We start from the raw sequence: 22,662 nt of genomic DNA on the forward strand, positions 1-22,662 counted from the left end.
AATTTAATTTAGTTTTGGTGGTGCGAGAGTTATTAAACAAATTTTGTTGTCAAATGTAGAAACTGGGCTATTCTGTTTAAAATATTGATGTATATGAGCTGGCATCTGGCCTATCTTTATTAGGCTTATGGGTTGAGATGGTTCCGATGGTTATGAAACATAAGGGCTGCTCTTTCTCTTTTAATAAAAATAACTCTCTCATTTTTTGACTATAAAGAGCCTTGCCGCTCGAAAGTCCAGATCCAAATCCCAAAGCATTGGCCATTAATAAAATATTTTGAATTGCGCATCCCGCAGAGATGATTTTTTCTTGTTCAGGAATGTTATCTAACTCACTATTGAGATTGACGGTTGCCAATAGCAGCAAGGGACCTCGAAAAGCTTTCTGCCTAGCTTCATCAACCTGAGTTAGAGTTGCGCCTGGGTCTCTTGCGATGAGAGCATCGGCAAATAAGTCGCCTAGCAAATTACGACTTTTGGAACTTACTTCATAAAAGTGCCAGGGCGTTATTTTTCCATGATCAGGGGCAGCTCCTGCAGCATTTAGGATTTCTAATTTCTGAAATGGGCTTGGACCAGGATCAATTAGCCTTTTAGGTGAAACATGCTGGCGACTATGGATTAGTCCATGTGCAAAGCTGCCGAGCGAATCTAAATTACTAGAAGCCAAAATGACTCAGCCCTGGGTGATCATCCGGCCTTCTTCCAAGGGGCCAAAAGAATTTTCGATCTGATTCTTTAATAGGCAAATCATTAATGCTAGCAAAACGCCTCATCATGAAGCCATTTTCATTAAACTCCCAATTTTCATTTCCAAAGCTACGACTCCAGTTGCCGGAATCATCATGACATTCGTAAGCAAAACGAACAGCGATACGGTTATCTGTAAATGCCCATAATTCCTTAATTAATCGGTAGTCAAGCTCCTTCGCCCATTTGCGATGGAGAAACTCTTTTACCTGTTCGCGACCTTTAGGAAATTCAGATCGATTTCGCCAAATGGTATCTTCGGTGTAGACCAAGGAAACTTTTTCAGGATCTCTGGTATTCCAAGCATCCTCAGCCATTCGAATCTTTTGGATAGCGGTTTCATTATTAAAGGGGGGTAATGGTGCTTTTTGTTCCATGGCTCTCTCTGTTTAATTTTAAATATTGAATCCCAACTACCCCCAAACGCTCCAGTCATTTGATTTCGGGGAGGGCTCGTTCCATTTCACTGGGTAATGCAGCGCCTTGCCAGGCGTTAAACGACTCCAGATGGCTGCTACTACTGCAAGAATCGTAACGCTTACTAAAACAACCACTATGAGATGGCCAAAGCCAGCGTGCGCCTGAATCATAATCAGTGGATTAGCTCCCGCTGGTGGATGTACAGTTCGCGTTAATAATAGGATGCATAAAGTAATTACCTCTGCCAGTAAGTAAACCCACAATGCGTCCTCAAAAAGTTGATAGCAAACTACTCCAATGAGGGCGCTGATTAAGTGACCACCAAATAAGGCTCGTGGTTGTGCCGCGGGAGCACCAGTTAAGCCAAATAGAAATATTGTTGAACCGCCTAGGGAGGCAAGTAGTAATGGGGTTGTCGGTGGTTTAGTAGCAAGAAGGGCCAAGCCAAGCGCAACGATTGCTCCCAATGAAACCCATGCTAAACGTTTAACTATTCTAAGCATGGCTTAGTGTAATCCAGCCATCGTCGATATTTGGGCAGCTTGTCTTAGGATTGAGTTTGGACATATGACTTGTCCGGAGAGAATTTGTTGGGTAATGGATGCTGTTGATATGGCATCAATTTCTATAAATGGGCTAGGACCTTCGAATCGCTCTTCTTGACTAGTAACTTCATTGCCATTTGGAAACAAAAAATGCATTTCAGGTAATCGCTGTATGGAGGCGGTTGGTTCGCCCTCGCTCCCCCTCATCAAAATTACATTTGCTAAGCGAAGTTGAAAAAACTCCCGCAATTTTTCTGGGTATTCTGGATGAGTGTAATTGGATACTTGCCAAGGGCTCTGAAGAGTTGGATTAATGAGTTTTGCAAGGACATGACCAGTATTCCGTAGGCCTATTCTTTCTCTGACGTCTAACAATCTTTGCAGCGCTGGGGAAATAACATTGAGGGGGCAAAAAATTGGCTGATTGGAATTTAAGAGGGCACCAAATTGATTCTTAGTGTGAAGAATTGGCCACCCAAGCGATTTAAAAATTTCATGGCTCGTCACCCTGCTTGGATCTTTCTCCACTCCCTGCACAAGAACGGTAAAACCATAAGTAGAAAGCATTCCGGCAAGAAGTGGTGTGAGGTTTGCCTGTTTTCTGGCTCCGTTATAGCTTGGTAAGATTATGGTTGTACGAGAGCCTAGGTTGAGTAAATTTAGATGTGGTTCTAAAGCATCCATAAAGCCCATTAGCTCAGATACTGCTTCACCCTTGATACGCATAGCAATACAAAAAGCACCTAACTCAAGATCGCTTACGTTGCCCTCTAGAATTTGAGCAAATACTTCTTTGGCTTGATTACGATCAAGATCGCCAGCGCCTTTACTACCTCGGCCAATGACCTTTAGGAATGATGTGATGCTCATTACAAGATTATGCAGCTACTTCTACTTGCTTGAGAAAGTTCGCAATAATTTGCTTGACTTCGGGTTTGCAAGAGCCGCAATTGGTTCCACATTGCGTTGCAGATTGAAGTGAGTTCATTGCATCATCAAAGGAAGTTCCTGCTGGCATTTTGCTTAAGCATTGCGTCATTGTGTCTGCAGAGACATTAAAGCAGTTACAAATTGCTTTACCCTTTGGCTTTATTTCCACAGGAGGTTTGCTGACTGACATCAATAGAGATCGGCCTAGCGATTTTGCATCTAAGCCGCTTTCTAGGTACTCTCTTAGCCAGGCAGTACTTGCTAGACTATCTACGGAACCAGTGAGCATTGCAGATAAAACTTTCTCGTGAGCACGTACGAGCCGCACAATGCCTCTGCGCTTATCGCTATAGCGCATTACCGGCTCACCAGATCCCTCATCCAATTTAAATTTTTGCATCACTTGCTTTAAAGCTTGTGCGGCAAGAGATTCAGATTCTTCAAGAGGATCATCGTGGTGGGCAGCTTTGAATGAAACTCCAATAAGGTCGCCATCTTGCTCTCTACCAAATAAGACGCATTGGGCCGAGTCAAAGTGAGGCAAGATACTGCGCAAACTGTTTTGAACAGAAAAGACTTCCTCTTTCGGGAATAGCCCGAAGGCAACGAGTTGCCAAGGAAGATTTGCTGGCAAAATCTTCACAGCTGCATGCTTTAACTCTGGCTGACCTGATATAGGGTCAATCATGTTGCAGGTTAGTCCGTTGACTCCGCGGCCTGGTGCTTTACCAGCAGCGCCTGAAATAAACTCAGAACCCCAGTGCATCGCAATAAAGGCTTGCGAGGAGGCAATATCATCTGAAACTTTAATTGGAAAGATTTCGCTGCCTCTGCGACTAGTGACATGAACTAAATCACCATTTTCTAGATTCATCCTGCCTGCATCTTTGGGTGATAGCTCTACACAAGGCTCGGGTGAGTGCCCATAGAGTGTTCCAATCGTTCCGGTTCTACTCATACCGTGCCATTGATCTCTCAGGCGTCCCGTATTTAATGCAAATGGATATCGTGCATCCACTGATTCTGCAGTTGCCTTATAAGGTGCAGCAATAAAGTGTGCTTTCTGATCTTTAGTGGGGAAGACACCATTTTCATAAAGTCGCTTTTTGCCAAAGTAAGACCCTTTTGGCATTGGCCATTGCTGTGGTCCACGCTCTTCGAGAATTTGATAGCTCAGACCAGTGATATCCAGATCACGACCGGCCGTACTCTCACGATGCTCATTCCAAATATCTTCTGGTCCAGCATAAGGGAAAAGCGTAGCAATTCCATCTTTTCTGTTTCCTGGAAGTAGCGCTTCTAAAGCACGTCCAATCTCTAAAGCAATCTGCCAATCATGTTTTGCAGACTCAAATGGATTAATGGCGGGATTGACTTTGGAGATGCGGCGCTCTGAATTGGTAACGGTTCCCACCTTTTCTGCCCAGGTCGTAGCGGGTAATAAGACATCCGCATAGAGAGTGGTTGCTGTATGTGCGTACGCTTCTTGCACTACAACAAATTCCGCTTTACTCAGTCCCTCGTGAACGGCATTGAGATCAGGCATGGATTGTGCAGGGTTTGTGCAGACGATCCAAATAGCCTTAAGCTTTTCAGTGCGCAATGCTTCAAACATGGGGATGGCGCTAAGACCTGGTTTCTCCGGTACAGAGTGCACTCCCCAAAGGTTGGCAACTTCTGCGCGGTGCTCTGGATTAGCAAGATCGCGATGTGCAGATAGTAGATTTGCTAAGCCTCCAACTTCTCGGCCGCCCATCGCATTAGGTTGCCCGGTCAAAGAGAATGGACCTGCACCGGCTTTGCCTATTTGCCCAGTAGCCAAATGCAGATTGACTAAAGCGGCATTCTTAGCGGTGCCTGATGCTGATTGATTTAATCCTTGGCAGTACATGGATAGCGTTGCAGGAGAGGTGGCAAACCATTGCGCTGCTTGGAATAAGTCTTTTTCCTTAATGCCACAAATCTGGCTCACTGCTTTCGGCGTGAAGTCTCTTACTAGATCACGCAGAGCATCAAAATCTACTGTGTATGATTTGATATAAGACTCATCAATCCATTTCTCCCAAAGCATGATGTAAAGCATGCCGTGGTAGAGGGCAACATCAGTACCAGGCTGTATCTGTAGGTAGAGATCAGCTTCTTTAGCGGTATCTGTTTTTCTGGGATCAACAACAATGACTTTGAGATCTGGATTATTTTTACGGGCATCCTCAAGGCGCCTATATAAAATAGGATGGGCAAAAGCGGTATTTGATCCTGTTATAAAAATAGTCGATGCCGAATCTATATCTTCATAGCAGCAGGGTGGGGCATCCATCCCCAAAGTTTGCTTGTAGCCAGCTACTGCGCTAGACATACATAGGCGTGAATTGGTATCAATGTTATTGGAGCCAATTAAGCCCTTCATTAACTTATTGAAGATGTAATAGTCTTCGGTCAATAATTGACCAGAGACATAAATACCAACGGACTCTGGACCATGCTCTTTAATGATGTCGGCAAATTTTTGGGCAACAGTTTGAATTGCTTCAGGCCAAGAAATATCAATCGGATCTTCGCCTCTTGCCTTGCGGATTGCTGGTGAACCTAGCCGAGCTTGTAGCTGAAGACTTGGGTTTGCAGTGAGATGGAGGGTAGAGCCTTTACTACAGAGTCGACCAAAGTTTGCAGGATGATCAGGATCACCACGAACCCCAGTGACTTCGATCTTCCCATTACTTGCAGCCGTAGTTTCAATAATGACACCACAGCCAACACCACAATAGCAACAGGTGCTTTTAACTTCAGCCATGTGTGGTTTGTAATTCCTCGCGGCTTAGCCAAATCACACCAGACTCAACTTTGACTGCAAAGGATTTGGCACAGCCCTCATCCGGAGCAACGGCGCAACCAGTAGAAAGATCTATGTTCCAGGAGTGCAGTGGACAGGTTACAGATTTACCATGAACAATACCCTGTGAGAGAGGGCCACCCTTGTGTGGGCACTTATCCAATACGGCAAATACTTCGTCTTCTGAATTTCTGAAAATTGCAATTTGACCAGCGGGTGCTTGAATGACCCGAGACCCTAGAACGGGAATCTCATCAACTGTTGTGATTTTCTGCCACTGATCAAGTTGGATGGTGTTAGACATTGCCAACCTCAACAATAGGAATAGTTTTAAATTGACGAATATCTACACCGGCACGTTCAAACTCTTTCCATGGGTCTGGAGCATCTTTTAGATCAAATAAGAGTCTTTCATAAAGGGCTTTACGGCTTTCAGAATCCTCAACAACTTTTTGCTTAATGTATTCCATGCCCACTCGTGCCAAATAGTGAACGGTGCGATCCAGATACCAAGCTTCTTCACGGTATAACTGCAAGAAAGCGCCTGAATACTCTCGTACTTCTTCATCCGTTTTGACTTTACAGAGAAATTCAGCAACTTCCGTCTTGATGCCGCCATTACCCCCAATATAGAGCTCCCAACCAGATTCAACGCCAATAATGCCAACGTCTTTAATGCCTGCTTCTGCACAGTTTCTGGGGCAACCTGAAACGGCAAGTTTTACCTTGTGAGGTGCGTACATGCCAAACAGCATACGCTCAAGTTCAACACCCATCTTCATAGAAGACTGAGTGCCAAAGCGACAATGTTCATCGCCAACACATGTCTTCACTGTACGAATAGATTTACCGTAGGCATGACCTGATGGCATATCCAATTCCTTCCATACTGCTGGTAGATCGTCTTTTTTGATGCCAAGCAAGTCGATGCGTTGACCGCCAGTTACTTTTACTGTTGGTACTTGATATTTCTCAGCAACGTCAGCAATTCTGCGTAGCTCAGCGGGAGTAGTTAGCCCACCAAACATCCTTGGAATGACTGAGTAGGTACCGTCTTTCTGAATATTGGCATGAGCACGCTCATTAATGAAGCGTGATTGTGGATCATCAATTGCTTCATGCGGCCATGTAGAAATCAGATAGTAGTTAAGGGCTGGGCGACAAGTCGCGCAACCGTTAGGCGTTCTCCAGCTCAATTCAGTACGAACTTGTTCTTGGGAAATGAAGTGCCCTGATCGTATGGCTTGACGGATTTCGTCATGAGAAAGATCGGAGCATCCACAAATCGATTTCTTTCTGGGTGTAGCTGAGTAATCTGTACCAAGCACATTCATTAGTACTTGTTCAACAAGACCAGTACATGATCCACAGGAGCTGCTCGCCTTAGTGCACTTCTTTACTTCATCTAATGTAAAGAGACCTTGTTCACGAATAGCTTTAACAATGGTACCTTTGGTAACTCCATTGCACCCGCAGATTTCATCTGCATCTGTCATGCCAGCAGCTTTATTATGACCTTGATGGCCAACATCGCCAATATTAGATTCGCCAAACATCAACGTGTCACGAATTTCTGCAACGCTTTGTGCGTCACGCATGAGTTTGAAATACCAAGTGCTGTCTGCTGTATCGCCAAACATGCAGGCACCAATTAAACGATCATCTTTGAGTACTAACTTTTTGTATACGCCGCCAATGGGGTCGGCTAGAGTAATTTCTTCTGTGCCTTCACCGCCCATAAAGTTTCCGGCTGAGAAAAGATCAACACCAGTTACCTTCAGCTTTGTAGAGGTGACAGACCCCTCATAACGGCCGATGCCGTGTTCAGCTAGATGGTTTGCGCAAACTTTAGCTTGCTCAAACAAAGGGGCAACTAAACCATAGGCTATACCGCGGTGGCTAGCGCATTCTCCAACAGCGTAGACTCTTGGGTCAAAAGTTTGCAGAGTGTCATTCACGACGATGCCGCGTTGGCAATGTAAGCCGGCAGATTCTGCCAATGCTGTGTTGGGCTTGATACCCGCCGCCATAACAACTAAATCAGCCGGAACTTCGAGACCACCTTTAAAGCGAATATGCCCGACACGATCGCCAGATTCATTTGGAGTAATTGCTTCGGTAGAAGTTTTCAGTAAAAACTTGAGACCTTTTTCTTCCAAGGATTTTTGCAGTAAATCAGCCGCTGTTTTATCTAACTGCCTTTCCATTAACCAGTCGGCAAGGTGGACTACGGTCACACTCATGCCTCTTAGGGCTAGACCGTTAGCAGCTTCAAGGCCTAGTAAGCCACCACCAATCACAACGGCATTTTTGTAGCGTGTCGCTACATCAATCATCTCATTGGTATCTTTAATATCTCTATACGTAATGACACCAGGTAAATCATTGCCTGGAACTGGAAGAATGAAGGGGAGCGAACCGGTAGCTAGAAGTAAGCGGTCATAATTCTCAACGGTGCCATCATCAGCAGTGACTGTGCGCTCTCTACGGTCTATTTTGGTAATAGTCTTGCCAAGGTACAAATGAATGCCATTGCTCTTGTACCAATCTAGGTCGTTTAGAACAATTTGCTCTAGCGTCTGTTCACCAGCCAATACTGGAGACAGCAGAATGCGGTTGTAGTTGGGATGGGGTTCAGCACCAAAGATAGTAATGTCATAAAGCTCTGGGTCGAGCTTTAATAATTCTTCGATGGTCCGAACGCCGGCCATCCCATTGCCAATCATGACGAGTTTTTGCTTTTTCATGCTTTGATTTTGAAGCTATCAGCGTAAGCTGCGGGGTTAGAGCCATTCCATACAACGCCATCAAATAACTTACTGGAGCGCATATCGCTTTTTGGCAATGGTGTTTTTGAAGCGGTGGCCGCCTCTTTGTAAAGTGCGATGTTATTAACCTTTTTAGCTACAGCCAAATAATCAGGATGTTCTTTTAACAAGCCCCAGCGCTTGTGCTGAGTCATGAACCACATACCATCCGATAGATATGGGAAATTAACTGAGCCATCGTTATAAAACTTCATAGCATGTGGATCATCCCATGTTTTACCAATACCATTGCTGTAGCGACCCATCATGCGATCTTGAATAACGTTGATATCAGTATTGACAAAAGATGGTGCAGAAACTACTTCAGCAGTTTTATGTTTATTGCTTGTAGATGAGTCGATATATTTTCCAGCCTCCAAAATGGCAGCGGTAACAGCGCGACAGGTATTAGGATATTTTTTAGCAAAGTCAGAGGTTGTACCTAAGGCTTTTTCTGGATGATCTTGCCAAATAGCTTGTGTAGTAATTGCAGTAAAACCCACGCCATCAATAATTGCGCGGGCATTCCATGGCTCACCTACACAATAACCATCCATATTACCGCTTCGCATATTCGCAACCATTTGTGGAGGCGGAACAGTAATAATCTTGGCATCTTTAAATGGATTAATGCCGTAATTCGCTAGCCAGTAGTAGAGCCACATAGCGTGCGTACCGGTTGGAAAAGTTTGTGCGAAAGTATAGTCACGCTTTTCTTTGTCCATCAGGGTCTTGAGGCTAGCGCCATCCGTCACACCTTTTTGGTATAGCGCCTTAGACAGGGTAATCGCTTGACCATTGTTGTTGAGGGACATTAGTACAGACATATCTTTTTGCTGGCCGCCAATCCCCATCTGTAATCCATAAACTAAGCCATAGAGAATGTGAGACATATCATTTTCGCCATTAACAAGCTTGTCACGGATAGCTGCCCAAGAAGCTTCCTTAGTTGGGATAATTTTCACGCCATACTTTTTGTCCAGACCAAGGTAATTAGCCATTACAACGGATGAGCAGTCGGTCAGTGCGATGAAGCTTACCTTGACATCGGTTTTTTCAGGGGCATCAGAACCTGCGGCCCATGCGCCCGCTTTTACCATTGGGTCTATTAAAGACAAAATGCTGGCGGAGCCAATACTTTGGATAAGCTTGCGACGCGTAGGATTCGCATCAGTAACAGTGGGGATGGTGGCTTCGGGTATTAAACCGCTAATATTCATTTTTTCTTTCATGCTGAGCTCCTTTAGTCGATAACTAACAATAAGGAATTGGCGGCACCTGATGTAAGGACCATGGCTCGGTTTTGGTGCACCAAATCTATGCATGCGCACTTTTGGTTCATATAGAGAATTTAGGGTTCTAACTGACTGTTACAAATGAAGCATGGAACAAATTGCACCAACAGCATTCAAATCACCCAAATCAATTGCGGTGTTGCCTGGCGTGTACCTCATTGGTGCAGGGCCTGGAGCTGCTGATCTCATTACTGTGCGCGGTGCCAGAATTTTGGCTCAGGCAGACATCGTTTTTTATGACGCACTCATCGATATTTCAATGCTAGCGTGGTGTTCTAGCACTAAATTGGTGCAAGTTGGAAAAAGATGTGGTGCCCATTCTAGTTCTCAACACTTTATTAACAAGCAATTAGTGGACGCTGCTAGTAAGTTTTTAGTAGTGGCGCGCCTTAAGGGTGGGGATCCATTGATCTTCGGTCGTGCACAGGAGGAAATTGACGCCCTTGAGAAGGCAAGCGTGCGCTATGAGGTTGTTCCAGGAATCACCACTGCCCTAGCAGCTTCAGCAGAATTGAAGCAACCACCAACTACTAGGGAATTGAGTCGAACACTGACTCTAACTACTCTGCCTGGTCGTTGTGCACATGAAGATCATAAAACCGCAATTTATTATATGGCGCGTGACCAGTTGCCTGAAGTCGCCACAACCTTACTTACTCAAGGCTACTCGGCAGATACCCCTGTTTGTTTGATGGAGTCGGTCAGCCTGCCAACACAGCGCAGCTTTGGTTGCACTTTAAATGAATTGTGCTTTGGTGATGTACATCATCGTTTTTTAGATAAGCAACCAGTTGTGGTGATGGTCGGAGAGGTTTACAGAAAAAAACTTCATATGCTCATCCCATTAATTGAGTCACAAAATCATTTCAACGTACTGCAAGCAGTATCTTAATTACTTTCTAGGAGCTATAAATGAATTCATATCGCCCATTTGATCCAGATAGACCTCTGTTTAGCAACCGCTGTAGCTGTGGACAGCATGCGTCTGAGTTGGATCATGCAAACTCACTTTCAGCAATGATGGATGCAGAACAGCAAAGTGCAGATTTTGTCGAGGCCAGCTTAGTTAAGGCTCTTTTCCCTCAAGAAGATCGTAGACGCGCATTTCTAAAGGCTGTTGGAGTTGGTGGGGCAATGAGCGCTCTCTCAGGCTTCTTGCCAGTAGGGTCCTTGCAGGCCATGGCGCAAGAAAAAGCCCCACTAGAAAAGCCCGACTTAAAAATTGGCTTTATCGCAATTACTTGTGCAACTCCATTGATCATGGCTGACCCACTGGGTTTTTATAAAAAACAAGGTCTAAATGTTACTCTCAATAAGACTGCGGGTTGGGCTTTAATACGTGACAAGATGCTCAATAAAGAGCATGATGCCTCACACTTTTTATCCCCAATGCCGCTCTCAATGTCAATGGGCTTGGGTTCCGATCCTTCTCAAATGCGTGTCGCTACAATTCAGAACGTAAATGGTCAAGCTATTACTTTGGCTAATAAACACAAAGATAATCGCGATCCGAAAAACTGGAAGGGTATGAAGTTCGCTGTACCGTTTGAATACTCAATGCATAACTTCTTATTGCGTTATTACGTAGCGCAAGCAGGATTGGATCCAGATAAAGATATTCAGATTCGCGTGACGCCTCCACCAGAGATGGTTGCCAACTTGCGTGCGGGCAATATTGATGGTTTCTTGGGGCCTGATCCATTTAATCAGCGTGCGGTCTATGACGAAGTTGGATTTATTCACATTCTAACTAAGCAGATCTGGGATGGACACCCGTGTTGCGCTTTTGGAACTTCTGAAGAATTTATCAAGAAGAATCCCAATACTTTTGCGGCTTTATACCGGGCGGTACTTAATGCATCCACCATGGCGCGTGATCCTGCGAACAGGCCTTTAATTGCTAAAGTAATTTCTACGCCAAATTATCTTAACCAGCCCGAAACAGTTGTAATGCAGGTTCTCACTGGTAAGTTTGCGGATGGTCTAGGCAATGTGCAAAACGTACCTGATCGCATCGACTTTAACCCAATTCCTTGGTACTCCATGGCAACCTGGATGTTGACCCAAATGCAGCGCTGGGGCTATGTCAAAGGTGATGTGAATTACAAAGAGATCTCTGAAAAAGTATTCCTGCTTACCGACGCTAAAAAGTATATGGGCGAGACTGGTATTGCAATTCCACCACTGGCTAAAGTGGGATACAAAAAAGACAAGATTATGGGTAAAGAGTTTGATCCTAGTCAGCCAGCAGCTTATCTAAAATCTTTTCAAACTAATAAAGCATGAATTTAAGGTAAATGAATGAAAACAGTATCAATTAGGGTTAAAGGCGCCATTCTATCGGTTGTGATTTTGTTAATGTGTCTATTTATATGGCATATGGCAACGACACAAAAGGTTGTGCCGTCTCCAGGCATCTCAACTAACTCTAGTGAGTACAGCAGTCTCATGGGTCAGGGCGGTAGTGAGCCAGTTCAAAAAACTGGATTTCCAACGTTAACGCAGATGGGGAAGACGATCTATAAGCAGTTGTCACACCCCTTTTATGACAATGGTCCAAACGATAAAGGAATTGGCATTCAGCTGGCATATTCCTTAGCTCGTGTGGGTTTAGGTTTTTTACTGGCAATGATAGTAGCTATCCCATTAGGATTTTGGATTGGTATGTCACCGTTGGCAAATGCAGCATTCAATCCATTCATTCAAATTCTTAAGCCCATTTCCCCTTTAGCTTGGATGCCTATTGCGCTGTACACCATCAAAGACTCTTCTATTTCTGGAATCTTTGTGATCTTTATTTGCTCTGTATGGCCAATGCTTCTAAATACTGCATTTGGAGTTGCCAGCGTCCGTAAGGAATTATTAAACGTTACCAAAACGTTAGAAGTCTCTCCATTACGTAAGGCATTCTTAGTAATTCTTCCTGCTGCTGCGCCAACAATACTGACTGGTATGCGTATTTCTATGGGCATCGCATGGCTGGTGATCGTCGCTGCTGAGATGCTTGTTGGTGGTACGGGAATTGGTTATTTCTTATGGAATGAGTGGAATAACTTATCTCTTTCTAGTGTAATTTTTGCAATTCTTTTAATTGGTATTGTTGGAATGTTGTTAGATACCACATTCGCTAAGTTACAAAAGGCGGTTTCGTATGCAGAATGAAAATAGCTTCCTTAAAGTCTCAAACCTCAGTAAATCATTTAAAGCTGATGCACCCCCAGTATTTGAGGGTATCGATTTTGAAATCGAGAGAGGCGAGTTTGTTTGTATTATCGGACACTCTGGATGTGGTAAGACTACTATTCTGAATGTATTGGCCGGCCTTGAAGAGGCAACTGGTGGCGATGCGATCATGCTAGGTAAGCGCATTCAAGGGCCTGGCTTGGAGCGTGGCGTTGTTTTTCAAGGGCATGCATTAATGCCTTGGATGACGGTATTGCAGAACGTGGCCTTTGCTGTGAAGTCAAGGTATCCCGACTGGTCAAAGCAGCAGATTTCTGATCATTCTAAAAAATATTTGGAAATGGTTGGCTTAGTCAATGCTGAAAATAAAAAACCATCGGAATTATCTGGTGGTATGAAACAAAGGGTTGGCATTGCAAGAGCCTTTGCAATTGAGCCCAAAATGTTACTGCTTGATGAGCCCTTTGGTGCTTTGGACGCATTAACACGTGGGGTTATTCAAGACGAACTCTTAAAAATCTGCAAAGAGACAAATCAAACTGTCTTCATGATCACTCATGATGTGGATGAGGCAATCCTATTGTCAGACAAAATCATGCTGATGAGCAACGGCCCGAATGCACGCATTGCTGAAATCGTTGTCAATACCCTACCTAAGGGGAGAAAGCGAGCTAATTTACATCACGATGCTATGTACTACCCAATGCGTAATCATTTAGTGGATTTCTTGGTAAATCGATCAAAAGATCTACAGGTTAAGGGTGCAAAGGGTGAGTTGGATGGTTATAAGCCTGTCATAGTCTTTCCGGGCGTTGATACAGCTATTGCTTAATATATTTATTTAGGAGAGAAAGATGGATCGTTCAGTAGTTACACAGAAAATTATCGAAGCTAAAGTTCGTAAAGGCATGAAGTGGAGTGATATTGCCACTGCAATTGGCGAGTCAAAGGAGTGGGTTACTGCGGGCTGCCTAGGCCAAATGACTTTTACTAAAGCCCAGGCTGAAGCTGCTGGCAAGTTATTCGAATTAACCGATGAAGAAATGGCTTGGTTGCAAATTGTTCCTTATAAAGGCTCTTTGCCAACTGCTGTTCCGACAGATCCATTAATCTATCGTTGGTATGAGATTGTGAGTGTTTACGGCACAACAATCAAAGAACTTATTCATGAAGAGTTTGGAGATGGCATTATGAGTGCGATCGATTTCTCCATGGATATTAAGCGTGAGCCAGACCCGAAGGGCGATCGCGTACAGGTCGTGCTTTCTGGTAAGTATCTTTCATATAAGACTTATTAATTAACAGAGCTCCCCTGTTAGCCACCTTCGGGTGGTTTTTTATTGGGGTATTCTTAGTAATAAATGACTAAACAAAAGAGATTAAGTATGTCGGATAGCATCAACTTTAAAGCGCTAGTAAGTCATATTGGTGAAGCCGTGGTTATTTCCGATCGTGATGAAAATATCTTGTTCTGGAATGCATCTGCTGAGCGCATATTTGGCTATAGTTCAGATGAGGCTTTGGGAAAAACTCTTAGCATTATTACGCCTGACCGTTTTAGGGAGCGACACTCTAAGGGCTACTTCCATACGATGGAAACTGGTAAAACCAAGTATGGCAATACCTTGCTGAGAGTTCCAGCAATTCATAAAGATGGTAGGTCTATTTCAATAGCCTTCTCGGTTACGATGATTTTTGATGATCAAGATCAGCCTATGGCAATTGCAGCCATCATTCGCGATGAAACAGAGCGATTCCAAGAGGAGCGCAAGCTGAAAGAAAAATTAGCAACTCTTGAGAAAAGTACTCAGGCTTAATATGAAAGCTATTATTTTTTTCGGCCATGGTGCACGTAATTTACGTTGGCGTGAACCTTTTGATCGTCTCGCTGCTTTGTGGCAAGCACAGAATCCCAATACTCCTGTAGAGCTCGCTTTCTTAGAGCTGATGCAGCCTTCTTTATCTGGCGCTATCCAAAAAATCATTGCACAAGGTATCAAGGACATTACTGTTATCCCAGTATTTTTTGGACAAGGGAGTCACTTGCGTAATGACTTCCCTAAAATTTTGGAAGAATGTCGGATTGAATTTTCAAATATTTCTTTAAATGCGACACCTGCAGTAGGGGAGAATCTGCTTGTTCTACAGGCGATAATTAACTACAGCGAAAATGCACTATTTAAATAGACGGGTAGCGTGAGCGTTACTTAAAGTAACGCTCACTCACTTAAAACCACTTTGGAGCAACGAGGTGTTAGATGGTTGCTCCAAAAATCCTGTGGTTTTGAAAACCAAAGAGTGAGCCAGTACTTCTTTTAAATCCCTGAATTTGCTTACACATTTGCTTACACACCGACACTGACCACCTGCAGAGCCCCTGTTTATATGGCTCTATCATGGGCTTCTGCTCTCATAACCAGAGAACCTAAACCCAACCTAAATCTCACAAAAAGAAGGCCTTTGAGACTAAACGTGAGGTTTGGTCATTTGAGCGTCACTTAGAGTAACGCTGGGCATGTTCAAAAGTGTGTAGGCAAATACTACACATTTTCAATGGTAATGCTGAAAGATTGTGATCTTCAAGGAGGAGGTATTACTCAATCAAGTTATTTCTACCTAATTGACCCTTGACTAGATCAATGCCGTATTTGATAAGTGCTACAAACAAGATTGATCCCACTACATCCCCGCAAAACATTGCTAAGAAATGATTCCAGCTGCCTGAATCCAAGTCTCTAGCCACAAACCAAATTTGATGAAGGCCAGAACTTAGCAATGAATAAATGGTGATGATTGCCAATAGTTGCTTTATCGATATGTTGCTCAAATCAGCTTGGACTTTTAAGTTGTGAATAACAAACAGCCTACCTAGGAGCGGGGCTATTCCACAAATAATGGCTACACCTAGAGTGGATGTAAGATCCAGCTCATAAAAGCCAGTATGATTGATTAATAAAGAGGCAATGGCTAAACCTATAGCGCCCGAGTAATTAAATATCAGTGTGACAAAAATCCGTACGCCAGCAGGTAGAAATATCCAATTAACCCCCATACCAATTTCAAAAGGCTGTGTAATATATTGATTGAAGTAAAAGAGCCCTATATACAAAGCGGCGCTAATAGTGACTTCTAAGAGAGTTTGGCTGGAAGCCATTAAATATCTCATTAAATTATTATAGTTTGTAAAAATATAAGGCATGCTGGTGTTTACCCTGCGGGGGGGGGGTAAAATGAAATTTATGAAAGCTATTAAACCTACCGCCTATATCCGTTTTTTAAATTGCTTAGACAGCCTTGATCGTATGAATTTGGGTAAGAAGCTAGACGCAATTGAAGAGCAGCTACTCAATAAAATTACTGTGGCCGCTACACAAGGCGAGGAGCTATTGGTGGGTGACTTAATCTCTCTAAGTGAGCTTGGTTCACAAGCAACACTTCATGGGCGCATTAAGAACTTAGTAGTGATGGGCTATGTAAAGCTAAATGAAGATAAAGCTGATGGTCGTAGAAGGTTTGTTACACCAACGACTAAGGCTATCAAGCATTACGAGTATCTGTCTACTTGCCTAGAAAAAGCACTTAGAAGCAGTTAGGTGGGATCAAATATCCTAGACCCTAGTCGATACTAAGAAACGCCAAAACTACCCCTGGGCGGTTTTTTGTTGGACGTCTTCTTTGGGTCGTTAGCTGCTGTCCAGAAAAGTGAGCGTTACTTTAAGTAACACTTACAAATCACTCGAAAAGTACTTTGGAGCAACGAAGTGTTAGATGGTTGCTCCAAAAATCCTTTGGTTTTGAAAACCAAAGAGTGAGAGACCGCTTCTAGTAAATCCATGAATTTGCTTACACATTTGCTTACACACTGACACTGACCACCCGCAGAGCCCCTGTTTATATGGCTCTATTAAGGGCTTCTGCTCTCATAATCCTTTGGTCCCAGGTTCAAGTCCTGGTGGGCCCACCAATGAAATCAACGACTTAGGGAGAAATTCCTAAGTCGTTTTTCTATTTGTACTGCTGGGCGTGTAAGTAAACTCATGTAATGTATTCTTCTCTCGAACATTGATTGTAGGCAATTCACTTTTGATCGCAAGGAAAATATGACACGTTACTTTATCTGGCAATTATCGATTGCACTGAGTTTATTTTTCGGCTGTTTAATCTTAATAGGTGAAGACACGATTAAAGTTTGGATTCTATTTTCAATCTGCGTTGCTTTAGCTATCGTAGGGGTAAGTGATCTATTGCAGAAGAAGCATGCCATTTTGCGCAACTATCCCATCATTGGACATCTTCGATTTTGGTTGGAGTTTATTCGTCCAGAGATACGTCAGTATTTTCTAGAATCTGATAATGAGAAGCTACCATTCTCCCGAAATCAGAGGGCTTTGGTTTACCAGCGCTCCAAAAATTTATCTGATCAGCGTCCCTTTGGAACGATTGAAAATGTGTATGCCGATGGGTATGAGTGGTTAAGTTACTCTAATGCACCCTTATTAGCGCCGGTTGATCCTCAGGCACTTCGTATTACGGTGGGAGAGTTCAATTGTGCGCAACCCTATTCAATGTCGGTATTTAATATTTCGGCCATGAGCTTTGGGTCGCTTTCTGCTAATGCGGTGCTCGCGTTAAATAAAGGTGCAAAACTCGGTGGATTTGCTCAGGATACTGGCGAGGGTTCAGTATCCAAGTATCACAAAGTTCATGACGGAGATCTCATTTGGGAGATTGGCTCTGGCTACTTTGGATGTCGCTTTGAAGATGGCCAATTTGACATCAATCAATTTACTGAGGTTGCCTTAGACCCGCAAATCAAGATGATTGAAATCAAATTATCTCAGGGTGCAAAACCAGGCCATGGAGGAATATTACCGGCAGCGAAGATCACCCCTGAAATAGCAGAGACACGTGGCGTTCCAATGGGAGTGGATTGCATATCCCCGAGTCGACATACGGCTTTTAACACCCCTATAGAAATGCTTCAATTTATATCTGAGCTCAGAGAAAAATCCAATGGCAAGCCTGTTGGTTTTAAATTGTGTGTTGGAAAACCTGAAGATTGGTTTGCCATATTAAAAGCGATGATGGAGAGTCAGTTAACCCCTGATTTTATTGTTGTGGACGGTAGTGAAGGGGGTACTGGGTCAGCTCCAGTTGAATTTATTGATCATATTGGTATGCCAATGCGAGATAGTTTGAGATTAATTCACACCACATTGATTGGTGCGAATTTACGAGATCGTATTCGAATTGGAGCTGCTGGAAAAATCATTTCTGCATTTGATATTGTGAGGGCTTGCTCTATAGGTGCCGATTGGTGCAATTCAGCGCGGGGCTTTATGTTTGCAATTGGCTGTATTCAGTCTCGGACTTGTAATACAGATCTTTGTCCTACGGGGGTCGCTACTCAAAATAAGCTAAGACAAAGAGCCCTCATACCAGCTGATAAAGGGGATCGAGTATTTCAGTATCACAAGAATACCCTGCATGCCTTATCTGAAATATTGATGGCTGCTGGCTTAAGTCACACGGCTGGACTGACATCAGACCTGATTATGAGGAGAGATGAGAGAGGTATCGCCCAGCCCTTCTCAAAAAGTCTCATGCACATCGAGGCCGGCTCCCTAACGAATCAATCTCCAGAACTTGCATTTACTGCAGAATTTTCTTTCTTGAAGCAGGCATGGGGTAGAGCTAGACCAGAAGTTTGGTAACGTCATTCGTAAGTGAGGGGCGAAAATTGAATGGAGTGAAGTTGCCGTACTTGAATTTTTTAATACGCCCTTAGTGCTACAAAGGTCTCATGAATTCATAAAGGCGTCATACAAAAGAGTGAAGATAAAAGCCTGATCCTACTGTTATCAAAGGAAGATGGCGTGTTCACTCCAAAATTAAGTAGTAAAAAGGTGAGTTTCAATAGCAAATTCAATTCGCAAAATCAAGCATGTTTATCGAGGAATTCCTGGTTTAAAAATGCACCATTTTTATTATGCTTAATCGCCATTCAACCTTGTTTTGCTAGCGCAGAATTATCGCCATACGATTTACAGGTTACTGTTGCTAAATCTCAATCCGGTTTTCATATACAGGCAAGCTATGTGGCCCCGGTGAGTCAGTGTGAGGCTTACGCTTTCTTGACTGACTATGAGGATATAAAAACGATTCCAGGGATTGTGGAATCTAAAGTTCGCCGAAGGAGTGGAAATAAGGTGACTGTAGAAAGGTTGATTGAGGAGCGCATTATGCTATTTCCGGTTCAATTACGATCTGAAGTGGAGTTTACGGAAATACCTAATCAAGGCTTAAATTTTTTACAGACTAAGGGCGACAGTAAATCCTATTCAGGGACATGGCGATTGCAGCCCAGCGAAAAAGGTATTCAGGTCAAATATTCTAGTGTGGTGGAGCCTGACTCTTTTGTTCCTAGTGGGGTAATCGAGTATTTTATGAAAAACAATATTCGACGAACTTTTGAGTTGATGGCTGCCAGCATGGAGCGCAATCGAGATGTTCTCAACTTAGCCTGCAGATAGCCCCTGCTGATTGACAGTTTCAAATAAAGCCTCTCCCATCCGAATTGGGTCGCCAAGCGTTAATTTTGAAAAGAGTCGATAATTTTTTGGGGCAAAAACAATAATAGTGGAGCCATGCTGAAACCAGCCTAACTCTTCACCTCGCTTGACCTTAACATCGCAGTCAATTTGATTTGGGCCCTGATACTTCAAATGAAGCAGTAAGTTGAGGCAATGAAGGCGAATGCTAGCAACCAATATCGCAGCTACAGGTACAAGAGTAAGGACAGAGACTTCACTTGATGTGCCGATGGGATTTAACTCACACTCGATTACAGCCCTTTCATTCTTGCAAAATAACCGTTCAACCCGCTTTAAGGCAATTGGGTTGACATTCCAGGTATCGCCTGAAATATAAGTTATTTTTCTTATGCGCATTGCTGCAGGAGCATGAAAGCGGTGATACATACTTGAAGTGAGTCTTAAGGTGACGTATTCGCATCCCTCATAGCTCTTTGCTAGAGTCTGGTTTGGTATCAAGTCATCCAAAGGATAAGCAAATCCCTTCGCTTGAAAAACTGCCCCATTTTTAACTTGACCAAATGCGCCTATAAGCGCATCACAAGGGCTCACTAAGTAATTCAAATCGGGGTTGATGGGCCTTGCATTCGGTTTTAATTCACGGGTAAAGCAGGCATGCATGCTTTTAAAGTGGCGCTCTTTCGCCTCAGATAAATCCAGCGCAGAAAAGAATTGCCAAATTTTGATGGAGATAAAAGCGACCAGTGGGTTTTCAATTTGGCTAAACCAACCGATAAAGCGGGTTAAAGCATTGCGAGGGATTCGATTGGTCAGAAGAAAATTGAGATCTTCTTGCGAAAGAATGGTTTGGATAGTTTTTTTGACTGACATAATTTTGTCAAATAAATGAAGTAAAAGTGTTATATATCAGGAATTGGGGTTTGTATGGATAATCAGATCGCTTTAAGTATATTCGGTGCAGGATTTGGGGTGTGGATTGCCCGTAAGATTTTTCAGAGACTTCAGTTATCTAAGGCAAAGCATCCCTCCTTAACCGGTCATTCTCGTATGGCAAAGCGAGTGGCACGCTTAATTCCCTTCTATTCTTTTGGCCGAGAATCCTTTTTTCAAGTAGATGGAGCACCGGAAAATATCGCATCCTTGAGGGAGGCAGGCTTTACTCGTCTCTCAAGTCTGTATAAAGAGCGTTTTCCAAAGTCAGTAAGTCTGACTAACCAGGCCGCACACAACATATCCGATTTGCAATTTACTGCAAAGTACCGAGTTCCTTTTCAGTTCACCCAAGTAGTCAGCGAGCATTTAAAGTCGGGTAGCTTTATGCAATCGTCTTCGGGTGTGACATTAACCGATTTGGATGGCAATCTCTTTTATGACTTAACCGGCTCATACGGTGTCAATGTGCTTGGTTATGACTTTTATAAAAAATCTATTGAAGAAGGTGCTAGACGCGTTTCTGATTTAGGCCCTGTTCTTGGCTTTTATCACCCCCTAGTTGCAGATAATGTAAAGCGCTTACAAGCGATTTCAGGACTCGATGAAATATCCTTTCATATGTCCGGTACAGAGGCAGTGATGCAAGCAGTACGTTTGGCCCGTTATCACACTAAGAGGAGCCATGTAGTGCGCTTTAATGGCGCTTATCACGGTTGGTGGGAGGATGTTCAGCCTGGCATTGGCAATCCGCTTCCTCCAAGAGAAACCTACACACTGAAAGAGGCTGATCAGGACACATTACGCGTCCTTCGCAACAGAAAAAATATTGCCTGCGTTTTAGTGAATCCATTACAGGCATTGCAACCTAATAAAAGTGCGCCTGGGGACTCTTCACTTTTGGATAGCTCTCGCAAAGGCCATTTTGACCGTGCTGCGTATACCAAGTGGCTTAAGCAATTAAGAGATGTCTGTACTGAAAACGGGATTGTTTTAATTTTCGATGAAGTGTTTGTGGGATTTCGTTTGGCCCAGGGTGGTGCCCAGGAGTATTTCGGTGTTCGTGCTGATATGGTGACTTATGGCAAGACCTTAGGCGGCGGCTTGCCTATTGGGGTAGTTTGCGGGCGTAGTGATTTAATGAAGCGGTTTAGAGATACAAAACCAGCAGATATTTGCTTCGCAAGGGGAACCTTTAATTCGCATCCCTATGTAATGGGAGCAATGCAAGTCTTTTTAGAGCAACTCGAAGCCCCAGAAATACAAAAAATGTACTCAGACTTGGACCAAATATGGGATCAACGTGCTGAGCGTCTGAATGAGCGGCTGCTTGAGCTGGATTTACCAGTCAGAGTGGCGAACATGTCGAGTATTTGGACTGTCTATTTCACGGAACCCAGTCGCTATAACTGGATGCTTCAGTACTACTTAAAAGCGCAAGGCTTAGCTTTAAGCTGGATCGGTACAGGAAGATTTATTTTTAGCCTGAACTATACAGACGAGGACATGCTGGTTGTACAAGAGCGTTTTATTGCTGCAGCCCAATTAATGAAACAAGATGCCTGGTGGTGGAATGGCAATGGCCACAGCAATAAATCAATTAAACGCCAAATCCTTAAAGAAATGCTTTTCAGTAAGAAAACCTAAGTAGCAAGAGGTCTCTGTATTACTTTACGGAACTTAGGTTTTCATCTAGCTCAACCGCTTGATTCATTGGGTCGATAAGCTGTCCACGCAGTAAATAGAGCGGGGAAGTGGCATAGATTTTTGCATCATGAAAAGGATCCGTAATGATCTTAGTCATCCAAGCAAAGGCAGCTTCAACATCGTGAATGAAGAACAGATGGACTGTGCGAAAAAGTACTCCACCAACTCCAAGCCAAAGCCATAAAAGACCCGTTTGTCGAATAAAGCCTTCAGTATTGGTGAAGGTGTTTAAGGCTACAAATTTTTGTAGGAAAACTGGGTTGGCGTAAACCAAGACTGGAATTGCAGCCCAAATGACCAGGAGTACTATTTTTCTATTCAAGTTATAGCCAACCTTAATTTCTTCTTTATATTCATGAGTGGCACGATTGACCTCATCGTATCCTTTAGGCTCAAAAAAGAAATGCCCGCTTTGACGGGTTGTCATCGCCACTAGCCAGGCTAATAGTGAAGCGGCAATGGGATCGGTAAATAGTAAAAAATAGGCCGTCAAGAAGCTCAATGCACTTACCAAGTGTAAAGATTGGTTGATACGGCTGTGGTGATAATAGCGATGATCATCCCAGCGTTGTTTTTTTAGAGTTTCAAGAAAATGAATCAATTTTGGATCCCATGCAAATAATTGGTGTTTAAAAATTACAATTTTGTGAATGCCACCTATATTTACAATTTTTTTATGACAAATTTATGTCAAACCTAGATTTACATTGT

22 protein-coding genes are annotated in these 22,662 nt (G+C 43.3%); 11 read left to right on the forward strand and 11 right to left on the reverse strand.

Going from position 1 to position 22,662, the window contains the following annotated elements:
* Nucleotides 1-76: 76 nt before the first annotated feature.
* The 8 genes from ICN15_RS01810 to ICN15_RS01845 are packed head-to-tail and all read right to left on the reverse strand — an operon-like array spanning nucleotide 77 to nucleotide 9,514.
* The gene (locus ICN15_RS01810) at nucleotides 77-670 is read right to left on the reverse strand and encodes a nitroreductase (RefSeq protein ID WP_216200840.1); all 594 of its coding nucleotides are present in this window, start codon (nucleotides 668-670) and stop codon (nucleotides 77-79) included.
* A complete protein-coding gene (locus tag ICN15_RS01815) occupies nucleotides 660-1,127 on the reverse strand; it encodes a nuclear transport factor 2 family protein (RefSeq protein ID WP_216200842.1) in 468 nt (155 codons plus the stop codon). The genes ICN15_RS01810 and ICN15_RS01815 overlap by 11 nt, the downstream gene beginning before the upstream one ends.
* Before the next feature lie 36 nt (nucleotides 1,128-1,163).
* The gene (locus ICN15_RS01820) at nucleotides 1,164-1,673 is read right to left on the reverse strand and encodes an HPP family protein (RefSeq protein WP_216200843.1); all 510 of its coding nucleotides are present in this window, start codon (nucleotides 1,671-1,673) and stop codon (nucleotides 1,164-1,166) included.
* Nucleotides 1,674-1,676: 3 nt separating this feature from the next.
* Nucleotides 1,677-2,585 (reverse strand): DNA-binding protein YbiB, encoded by a 909-nt coding sequence (gene ybiB, locus ICN15_RS01825; RefSeq protein ID WP_216200845.1) that lies wholly within the window; start codon nucleotides 2,583-2,585, stop codon nucleotides 1,677-1,679.
* Nucleotides 2,586-2,592: 7 nt separating this feature from the next.
* The gene (locus ICN15_RS01830; protein ID WP_216200847.1) at nucleotides 2,593-5,436 is read right to left on the reverse strand and encodes a nitrate reductase; all 2,844 of its coding nucleotides are present in this window, start codon (nucleotides 5,434-5,436) and stop codon (nucleotides 2,593-2,595) included.
* Nucleotides 5,429-5,779 (reverse strand): nitrite reductase small subunit NirD, encoded by a 351-nt coding sequence (gene nirD, locus ICN15_RS01835; RefSeq protein ID WP_216200849.1) that lies wholly within the window; start codon nucleotides 5,777-5,779, stop codon nucleotides 5,429-5,431. Before nirD ends, ICN15_RS01830 begins: the two co-directional genes overlap by 8 nt.
* Nucleotides 5,772-8,222 carry a nitrite reductase large subunit NirB gene (gene nirB, locus ICN15_RS01840; RefSeq protein ID WP_216200851.1) on the reverse strand — a complete coding sequence of 817 codons (2,451 nt, stop codon included), beginning with the start codon at nucleotides 8,220-8,222 and terminating at the stop codon, nucleotides 5,772-5,774. The genes nirD and nirB overlap by 8 nt, the downstream gene beginning before the upstream one ends.
* Nucleotides 8,219-9,514 (reverse strand): CmpA/NrtA family ABC transporter substrate-binding protein, encoded by a 1,296-nt coding sequence (locus ICN15_RS01845; RefSeq protein ID WP_370625381.1) that lies wholly within the window; start codon nucleotides 9,512-9,514, stop codon nucleotides 8,219-8,221. The genes nirB and ICN15_RS01845 overlap by 4 nt, the downstream gene beginning before the upstream one ends.
* A gap of 151 nt (nucleotides 9,515-9,665) precedes the next feature.
* Between ICN15_RS01845 and cobA the strand changes: the two genes are divergently transcribed.
* The 7 genes from cobA (at nucleotide 9,666) to ICN15_RS01880 (ending at nucleotide 14,947) form a co-directional block, all read left to right on the forward strand.
* On the forward strand, nucleotides 9,666-10,469 hold the full coding sequence (cobA, locus tag ICN15_RS01850; protein WP_216200853.1) for a uroporphyrinogen-III C-methyltransferase: 804 nt from the start codon (nucleotides 9,666-9,668) through the stop codon (nucleotides 10,467-10,469).
* 20 nt (nucleotides 10,470-10,489) lie between these two features.
* Nucleotides 10,490-11,863 (forward strand): CmpA/NrtA family ABC transporter substrate-binding protein, encoded by a 1,374-nt coding sequence (locus tag ICN15_RS01855; protein ID WP_216200855.1) that lies wholly within the window; start codon nucleotides 10,490-10,492, stop codon nucleotides 11,861-11,863.
* A 15-nt stretch (nucleotides 11,864-11,878) separates the two neighbouring features.
* Entirely contained in the window at nucleotides 11,879-12,739 is an 861-nt protein-coding gene (gene ntrB, locus ICN15_RS01860) for a nitrate ABC transporter permease (RefSeq protein WP_216200857.1), read from the forward strand.
* A complete protein-coding gene (locus ICN15_RS01865; RefSeq protein WP_216200858.1) occupies nucleotides 12,729-13,592 on the forward strand; it encodes an ABC transporter ATP-binding protein in 864 nt (287 codons plus the stop codon). Before ntrB ends, ICN15_RS01865 begins: the two co-directional genes overlap by 11 nt.
* Before the next feature lie 22 nt (nucleotides 13,593-13,614).
* The gene (cynS, locus tag ICN15_RS01870; RefSeq protein WP_216200860.1) at nucleotides 13,615-14,058 is read left to right on the forward strand and encodes a cyanase; all 444 of its coding nucleotides are present in this window, start codon (nucleotides 13,615-13,617) and stop codon (nucleotides 14,056-14,058) included.
* 87 nt (nucleotides 14,059-14,145) lie between these two features.
* Nucleotides 14,146-14,577, forward strand: a complete 432-nt coding sequence (locus ICN15_RS01875; RefSeq protein WP_216200862.1) for a PAS domain S-box protein — start codon at nucleotides 14,146-14,148, stop codon at nucleotides 14,575-14,577.
* A gap of 1 nt (nucleotide 14,578) precedes the next feature.
* Nucleotides 14,579-14,947, forward strand: coding sequence for a sirohydrochlorin chelatase (locus tag ICN15_RS01880; RefSeq protein WP_216200864.1), 369 nt, complete (start codon nucleotides 14,579-14,581; stop codon nucleotides 14,945-14,947).
* 406 nt (nucleotides 14,948-15,353) lie between these two features.
* Here the strand turns inward: ICN15_RS01880 and ICN15_RS01885 are convergent, their stop codons facing one another.
* Complete coding sequence (locus tag ICN15_RS01885) at nucleotides 15,354-15,914, reverse strand: hypothetical protein (protein ID WP_216862769.1); 561 nt, start codon at nucleotides 15,912-15,914, stop codon at nucleotides 15,354-15,356.
* A 76-nt stretch (nucleotides 15,915-15,990) separates the two neighbouring features.
* On the opposite strand from ICN15_RS01885, the gene ICN15_RS01890 reads away from it, so the two are divergent.
* From ICN15_RS01890 to ICN15_RS01900, 3 genes are all read left to right on the forward strand, one after another.
* On the forward strand, nucleotides 15,991-16,353 hold the full coding sequence (locus tag ICN15_RS01890) for a helix-turn-helix domain-containing protein (protein WP_255532829.1): 363 nt from the start codon (nucleotides 15,991-15,993) through the stop codon (nucleotides 16,351-16,353).
* 507 nt (nucleotides 16,354-16,860) lie between these two features.
* Nucleotides 16,861-18,474, forward strand: coding sequence for an FMN-binding glutamate synthase family protein (locus tag ICN15_RS01895; RefSeq protein ID WP_216200866.1), 1,614 nt, complete (start codon nucleotides 16,861-16,863; stop codon nucleotides 18,472-18,474).
* A gap of 162 nt (nucleotides 18,475-18,636) precedes the next feature.
* Nucleotides 18,637-19,293 (forward strand): SRPBCC family protein, encoded by a 657-nt coding sequence (locus ICN15_RS01900; RefSeq protein WP_216200867.1) that lies wholly within the window; start codon nucleotides 18,637-18,639, stop codon nucleotides 19,291-19,293.
* Here ICN15_RS01900 and asd read toward each other — a convergent pair.
* Nucleotides 19,279-20,184, reverse strand: coding sequence for an archaetidylserine decarboxylase (gene asd, locus ICN15_RS01905; protein WP_216200869.1), 906 nt, complete (start codon nucleotides 20,182-20,184; stop codon nucleotides 19,279-19,281). The genes ICN15_RS01900 and asd overlap by 15 nt on opposite strands.
* Before the next feature lie 54 nt (nucleotides 20,185-20,238).
* On the opposite strand from asd, the gene ICN15_RS01910 reads away from it, so the two are divergent.
* Nucleotides 20,239-21,891 carry an aminotransferase class III-fold pyridoxal phosphate-dependent enzyme gene (locus ICN15_RS01910; protein WP_216200871.1) on the forward strand — a complete coding sequence of 551 codons (1,653 nt, stop codon included), beginning with the start codon at nucleotides 20,239-20,241 and terminating at the stop codon, nucleotides 21,889-21,891.
* Between the two features lie 19 nt (nucleotides 21,892-21,910).
* Here the strand turns inward: ICN15_RS01910 and ICN15_RS01915 are convergent, their stop codons facing one another.
* Nucleotides 21,911-22,552 carry a hypothetical protein gene (locus ICN15_RS01915; protein ID WP_216200873.1) on the reverse strand — a complete coding sequence of 214 codons (642 nt, stop codon included), beginning with the start codon at nucleotides 22,550-22,552 and terminating at the stop codon, nucleotides 21,911-21,913.
* Nucleotides 22,553-22,662 lie beyond the last annotated feature (110 nt).

The organism is Polynucleobacter sp. CS-Odin-A6 (assembly GCF_018882095.1).
Lineage (GTDB): Bacteria > Pseudomonadota > Gammaproteobacteria > Burkholderiales > Burkholderiaceae > Polynucleobacter.

What these genes read in the sequence shown, in the direction of transcription:
- ICN15_RS01815 (WP_216200842.1), bottom strand. Translation starts at nt 1,127, where the DNA reads ATGGAACAAAAAGCACCATTACCCCCCTTTAATAATGAAACCGCTATC.
- ICN15_RS01820 (WP_216200843.1), bottom strand. Translation starts at nt 1,673, where the DNA reads ATGCTTAGAATAGTTAAACGTTTAGCATGGGTTTCATTGGGAGCAATC.
- ybiB (WP_216200845.1), bottom strand. Translation starts at nt 2,585, where the DNA reads ATGAGCATCACATCATTCCTAAAGGTCATTGGCCGAGGTAGTAAAGGC.
- ICN15_RS01830 (WP_216200847.1), bottom strand. Translation starts at nt 5,436, where the DNA reads ATGGCTGAAGTTAAAAGCACCTGTTGCTATTGTGGTGTTGGCTGTGGT.
- nirD (WP_216200849.1), bottom strand. Translation starts at nt 5,779, where the DNA reads ATGTCTAACACCATCCAACTTGATCAGTGGCAGAAAATCACAACAGTT.
- nirB (WP_216200851.1), bottom strand. Translation starts at nt 8,222, where the DNA reads ATGAAAAAGCAAAAACTCGTCATGATTGGCAATGGGATGGCCGGCGTT.
- ICN15_RS01845 (WP_370625381.1), bottom strand. Translation starts at nt 9,514, where the DNA reads ATGAAAGAAAAAATGAATATTAGCGGTTTAATACCCGAAGCCACCATC.
- cobA (WP_216200853.1), top strand. Translation starts at nt 9,666, where the DNA reads ATGGAACAAATTGCACCAACAGCATTCAAATCACCCAAATCAATTGCG.
- ICN15_RS01855 (WP_216200855.1), top strand. Translation starts at nt 10,490, where the DNA reads ATGAATTCATATCGCCCATTTGATCCAGATAGACCTCTGTTTAGCAAC.
- ntrB (WP_216200857.1), top strand. Translation starts at nt 11,879, where the DNA reads ATGAAAACAGTATCAATTAGGGTTAAAGGCGCCATTCTATCGGTTGTG.
- ICN15_RS01865 (WP_216200858.1), top strand. Translation starts at nt 12,729, where the DNA reads ATGCAGAATGAAAATAGCTTCCTTAAAGTCTCAAACCTCAGTAAATCA.
- cynS (WP_216200860.1), top strand. Translation starts at nt 13,615, where the DNA reads ATGGATCGTTCAGTAGTTACACAGAAAATTATCGAAGCTAAAGTTCGT.
- ICN15_RS01875 (WP_216200862.1), top strand. Translation starts at nt 14,146, where the DNA reads ATGTCGGATAGCATCAACTTTAAAGCGCTAGTAAGTCATATTGGTGAA.
- ICN15_RS01880 (WP_216200864.1), top strand. Translation starts at nt 14,579, where the DNA reads ATGAAAGCTATTATTTTTTTCGGCCATGGTGCACGTAATTTACGTTGG.
- ICN15_RS01885 (WP_216862769.1), bottom strand. Translation starts at nt 15,914, where the DNA reads ATGGCTTCCAGCCAAACTCTCTTAGAAGTCACTATTAGCGCCGCTTTG.
- ICN15_RS01890 (WP_255532829.1), top strand. Translation starts at nt 15,991, where the DNA reads ATGAAATTTATGAAAGCTATTAAACCTACCGCCTATATCCGTTTTTTA.
- ICN15_RS01895 (WP_216200866.1), top strand. Translation starts at nt 16,861, where the DNA reads ATGACACGTTACTTTATCTGGCAATTATCGATTGCACTGAGTTTATTT.
- asd (WP_216200869.1), bottom strand. Translation starts at nt 20,184, where the DNA reads ATGTCAGTCAAAAAAACTATCCAAACCATTCTTTCGCAAGAAGATCTC.
- ICN15_RS01910 (WP_216200871.1), top strand. Translation starts at nt 20,239, where the DNA reads ATGGATAATCAGATCGCTTTAAGTATATTCGGTGCAGGATTTGGGGTG.